Below are 5,683 nucleotides of genomic sequence, written 5' to 3' on the forward strand. Positions count from 1 at the left end.
TTCCCAATGATGAAGTTTTTAGTGTTTTTTTCAAAGTTCTTGCAAAACTCATCAACTATGCAGAAAATATCGGTAACTTTATCGTATGTAATCATAGTCTGGTATATTGTTAAATATTTGAATTTCAGACACTTAAATATAAACATTTACCACCATGATTGCAATTTTAAATAGAATTAATAATCGAATTCAGGTTTAAATGGTATTAATGCCATCACTTTAATTTTCGTAGCCCTATTATTATTTGCGATAGCTTATAGAATCTATGGTTTGTTTATGGCCAACATAGTTCTTCTCCTCAACAATAAATTTACAACACCTGCAGTAGAATTTGCTGATGGTCATGATTATATTTCCACCAATAGAAATGTGCTATTTGGGCATCATTTCGCAGCGATAGCCGCTGCAGGGCCTTTGGTAGGCCCTGTGCTGGCAGCTCAGTTTGGGTATTTACCGGGTGCTTTATGGATTTTAATCGGATGTGTATGAGCGGGTGGAGTTCATGATATGATTGTATTGTTTGCTTCGGTGCGTCATTAAGGGGAGAGTCTCGCCTCAATTGCATCCAAGGAAATTGGAAAGACTACCGGATTTATTGCAGGTATCGCGGTCTTGTTTATCCTCATATTAACTTTGGCAGGTCTTTCTTTAGCATGTATTAGTGCTATGCACGAAGCATCTTGGTCTTTATTTACGGTAATCATTACTATGCCCATTGCTATTATTATGGGACTAATAATGCGATACCGTAAAGATTCAGTTGCATTTGCTAGCATCTTGGGCGGTATTTTGTTAATAGTTGGTATTATAGGTGGGCATAGCCTCATGCAATTTGAGCATATTTCCAACTTATTTCATTGGGATATTAAGACGATATCTATTGCGATTTCCGTTTACGGATTTTTAGCTTCCGTAGTTCCGATGTGATTATTACTTGTACCTCGTGATTATTTATCTACTTATCTCAAAATAGGAACCATATTAATGTTGGCAATAGGAATTGTATTTGTTCAGCCGACGATACAGATGCCTGCTTTGACGGATTTTATTAATGGAGGTAGACCAGTTATTGGAGGTCCTGTGTTGCCGTTTATCTTTATTGTAATTGCCTGTGGGGCGATTTCAGGATTCCATGCGGTGATTGCAACTGGTACTACACCGAAGATGTTGTCAAAGGAGCGTGATATCCTTTTTGTAGGTTATGGAGCCATGTTGGTGGAAGGTTTTGTAGCATTAATGGCAATGATTGCAGCTTGCACCTTAATGCCGGGCGACTATTTCGCTATTAACACGCCTTCAGCTGCTTATGAGAGTTTTTTGGCTGCTAATCCGCACTTAGGAACCGTGGATTTGGATAATTTTATCGAACGGATTGGCATAGACTTGCATGGACGTACAGGTGAGCAGTTTCTTGTGCAGTCGGAATGGCGCATATTTTTGATAAGATCCCCTTTATGAATGATGTTGTAGCTTATTGGTACAATTTTGCTATCATGTTCGAAGCTGTGTTTATCCTTACTGCGATCGACGCTGGTACACGTGTAGGACATTTCTTTTTACAAGAGATGTTGGGAGGGGTGATACCTTCTTTCAAAAATAAAAATTGGCAATCATTAGTAGTGGATTATTCACTTTCGCATGGGGATACCTCGTGTTTACGGGAAATGTCAGCAGTATATGGCCTTTATTTGGAATCAGTAATCAGCTCTTGGCGGCCTGTGGCCTCATCGTTTGTACTACGATGTTGATTCGTATGAATAGAGGTAAATATGCGCTATGCACGGCCTTACCGGGGGTATTTATGGCATGCATTACTTTTTGGGCAGGATATTTACAGGTTAGAGATATTTACATCCCCAATGCTCAATACCTTCTTGCTGCGCTAGCAGTGCTTGCTATGGTATTGATGCTCGTCGTTTTTATTGGTGCATTTCGAAAGTGGTCACAACTGCTAAAACTTAAATCTGAGCATGTGGATTATTCTGGAGAAACTGTAAAAGAATTGGTGGATAGATAGTATAAAAAGTGGAAACCCACTAATATTTGTGGAATATTAGTGGGTTGGAAGTATGTTGTAATAAAAACGAGTCAAGTTATCTACGTTTGTACATGTATTCTTACAAATCCTATGCCAAGAAAAGATAAAGCGTCCCACGAATAGATACATATTTAATTTGCGTAAACTTTTCGGGGTTTAATATGTTTATTTAGGAAAAACAACGCGATTTATGGTCAAAGAATCTACACAGAAGCCAGGTCTATTTAAACGAGCATTTACCATCCTAAAAAATACTATTCAAGGTTTTCTCAATGAAGACAGTCTTAAATATAGTGCTTCATTAGCTTATTACACCGTCTTTTCTTTAGGACCTATACTTGTTTTGATGATATCTCTAGCCAGTTTGTTTTATGGCGAAGAGGCAGTCAAAGGGCGATTATTTAGCGAATTAAATGGTTTAGTAGGGGCAAGTGCTGCGAGTCAGATCCAGTCGATTATTAAGAATTTAGAACTTTCCGGAAAGAGTAGTATTGCTTTGATTATTAGTGGAGTGACACTTTTAATTGGAGCTACTACGGTATTTGGGGATATTCAAAATTCTATAAACCGTATTTGGCATGTACGGGCCAAGCCAAAGAAAAATTGGCTGAAGCTGATTCAAGATAGGTTGTTGTCCTCCTCCCTAGTGATTGGTTTAGGATTTTTGTTGGTTGTCACCTTAGTAGTCAATGGGGTAATTCTAGCTTTCACCGACAATCTGCAATTGTATTTTCCGGATATTACAGTGTTTCTCTTCGATGCGATTAACTTTTTATTGACATTTGGGGTTATCTTTCTCTTATTCTCGGTGATTTTTAAAGTATTGCCTGACGTACTAATATCATGGAAAACCGTTCGTGCAGGAGCCGTTTTTACAACTATATTATTTGTTATTGGACGACTATTAATAGGTTTTTACCTCAAAATGTCAGATACAGAATCAACTTATGGTGCGGCTAGTTCTATTGTGCTTATCTTGTTATGGGTATATTATACAGCTGCCATATTATACCTAGGAGCTGTATTTACCCGGGAATATGCGGATTACAAAGGTATTCCGATTGAGCCCTCAGAATTTGCTGTTCATGTAGAAGTCAAAGAAATTGAACGCGACGTAGATACAATTCCTTCCGCTCCTTTGACGACCGAAGAAAAGGTTATTGATAGAACAACTGATAGTTAGTCAATTTCAATACACAAGAGGTTAACTGGTTTATATCTTAAAATATTTTAATACATTAGGCCGTATAAATCTTGTGTGAGAAGAAATGAGTAAAGCTAATCATTTTGATGTTATTGTAGTAGGTTCTGGTATGTCAGGCGGCTGGGCTGCCAAAGAGTTTTGTGAAAACGGCCTAAAGACCTTGGTATTAGAGAGAGGTAAAAATGTAGCGCATATAAAGGATTACCCAACTACCAATATGGATCCTTGGGAATTCGAACATGCCAATCAGTTACCGCAAAAATTAAAAACAGACAACCCTATCGCATCTAAATGTTATGCTTTCAAAGAGGACGCTCAACACTTTTTTCTTCATGACAAAGAGCAACCTTATATACAGGATAAACCCTTTGACTGGATTAGGGCTGACGCGGTCGGCGGCAAATCTTTGTTGTGGGCACGGCAGGTGCAGCGTTGGTCGGATTTTGATTTCGAAGGTCCCGCCCGTGATGGCTTTGCTGTAGATTGGCCAATACGATACAAGGATATTGCGCCTTGGTATGCTTATGTGGAGAAGTTTATTGGTGTATCGGGACATAAAGATGGGAATAAGTATATGCCCGATGGTGAATTCCTTCCAGGGTTTGAGCTAAATAGCGTCGAAAAGGCTATCAAGCATAAAATTCAGTCTAAATACCCGGATAGACAGGTTATTCAAGGTAGATGTGCACATATCACGGATCCTCAACCTATACATATTGCACAAGGTCGTACAAAATGTCAAAACCGTGTGTTGTGTCAGCGTGGTTGTCCTTTTGGTGGCTATTATTCCTCTACTTCATCCACGTTGCCATGGGCAGCCAAAACAGGAAATTTGACCCTTAAATCGGACAAAATCGTGGAATCCATCATTTACGATGAACAGAAAGGAAAGGCTATAGGTGTACGCGTCATTGATCGGTTACAAAAAACGACAGAAGAGTATTTCGCACGTGTCATATTTGTAAATGCTTCGACGTTAGCCAGCAATATGTTGTTGCTCAATTCGACTTCAAATCGATTTCCAAATGGCTTAGGTAATGACAGTGGATTATTGGGAAAGTTCATTGCCTTTCATAATTATATGGGAACCTTAGGTGGTTCAGTGGAGGGATACGAAGATAAATACTATTACGGTAAACGTCCGACACAGCCCATTATACCAAACTTTAGAAATAATCACCGTCAAGAGACTGATTTCCTGCGAGGATACGCTTCTTTCTTTGGTGCATATCGGGGCCGTGGAGTATGGCGTGAAGGACCACAAGTAGGTGGTGATTTCAAGGATAATCTTACAGAGTTAGGTAATTGGGGAGTAGGAATGATGATGCAAGGTGAGACTATTCCTGTAGAGTCCAACTACGTAGCGCTAAGTGACCAAAAGGACCCTTATGGTTTGCCACAATTGATTACAAACATCTCCTATCAAGACAATGATTATAAAAGTCTGGAAGATTTTCTAACCCAAGGATCCGAAATGCTTGAGGCTGCAGGTGTAAGAAATATCTATGTCAATCGAAGTAACCAAAATCCGGGATTGGATATTCACGAGATGGGAGGAGTACGTATGGGGCACGACCCAAAGACTTCATTATTGAATAAATGGAATCAAATGCATCATTGCGCCAATGTATTTGTGGCAGATGGTGCAGCCATGACCTCTACGGGAACCCAAAACCCTTCCTTAACTTTCATGGCACTGACAGCTCGAGCTGTAAACTTTGCATTGGAAGAAATGAAAAAGGGGAATATTTAAATAGGATAAAACATAAAAAAAGCTTCTGAAATCATTCAGAAGCTTTTATTTTATGTGTATTGTTTTGAAACGTTATGCTGTTTTCAAAACATTTCTGTAAGAATATTTAGGATAAATATGACGTTTGGCGTGACGTCCCGGCGAATCCGCATTAATTAATTTGATGTATTCATTTTTAGTCACGTTGAAATACTCATACTTACTTCCGTCCGCAAAAGCCAAGCTCAATATATGTCCTTTCCAATCAAAGTCTACGATGCTTGATGTTTCGATGGTGTTTTTATAGATTGGAAGTTGTTTTTCCAAAGTTTCAGGGCAGATGCTCACTAAGAAGTGGTAAGCTTCAATCATTTCTTTACTTTTCTCTTCAGCAGATTTTAGTCCTTCTGGATCATTGGTAAATCGATCAGGGTGACATTCCTTCATTATTTGGCGATAACGCAGTTTTAAGGTGCCTAAGTCTACTTTGTTATCTACATCCAAGAGTTTTCTATAATCCGCTATTTTTTTCATGGGGGCAAAGGTAGGGTTTATATATGGAATGTGTATACCATTGAATAACAAATTGTTTGTTTTTTGGAAAAAGGGAAATAAAAAATGGCCTACAGGGGAGGTAGGCCAAATACTAAACAAAAATTACCAGATTAGTTACGGGTAAGTCGTTACGACCTTACTCACTTTCCAGCCT

The 5,683-nt window shown here is 38.8% G+C and carries 3 protein-coding genes and 3 pseudogenes; 4 read left to right on the forward strand and 2 right to left on the reverse strand.

Features of this window, described 5'->3' with window-relative positions; translation table 11 throughout:
• Positions 1–95: pseudogene (locus EDC17_RS17735) on the reverse strand (IS982 family transposase); the annotation flags it as partial.
• Between the two features lie 166 nt (positions 96–261).
• On the opposite strand from EDC17_RS17735, the pseudogene EDC17_RS16400 reads away from it, so the two are divergent.
• The 4 genes and pseudogenes from EDC17_RS16400 (at position 262) to EDC17_RS16410 (ending at position 4,995) form a co-directional block, all read left to right on the forward strand.
• Positions 262–1,458, forward strand: a pseudogene (locus EDC17_RS16400) (carbon starvation CstA family protein).
• Positions 1,455–2,017: pseudogene (locus tag EDC17_RS17385) on the forward strand (carbon starvation CstA family protein). Before EDC17_RS16400 ends, EDC17_RS17385 begins: the two co-directional pseudogenes overlap by 4 nt.
• A gap of 211 nt (positions 2,018–2,228) precedes the next feature.
• Positions 2,229–3,221, forward strand: a complete 993-nt coding sequence (locus EDC17_RS16405; protein ID WP_132779286.1) for a YihY/virulence factor BrkB family protein — start codon at positions 2,229–2,231, stop codon at positions 3,219–3,221.
• Positions 3,222–3,306: 85 nt separating this feature from the next.
• Positions 3,307–4,995: a GMC oxidoreductase gene (locus EDC17_RS16410; RefSeq protein WP_132779288.1), complete on the forward strand. Its 1,689-nt coding sequence runs from the start codon at positions 3,307–3,309 to the stop codon at positions 4,993–4,995.
• A gap of 72 nt (positions 4,996–5,067) precedes the next feature.
• On the opposite strand, the gene EDC17_RS16415 is transcribed toward EDC17_RS16410, so the two are convergent.
• On the reverse strand, positions 5,068–5,508 hold the full coding sequence (locus tag EDC17_RS16415) for a KTSC domain-containing protein (RefSeq protein WP_132779290.1): 441 nt from the start codon (positions 5,506–5,508) through the stop codon (positions 5,068–5,070).
• Between the last annotated feature and the right edge of the window lie 175 nt (positions 5,509–5,683).

The organism is Sphingobacterium alimentarium (assembly GCF_004342685.1).
Taxonomy (GTDB): Bacteria; Bacteroidota; Bacteroidia; order Sphingobacteriales; family Sphingobacteriaceae; genus Sphingobacterium; species Sphingobacterium alimentarium.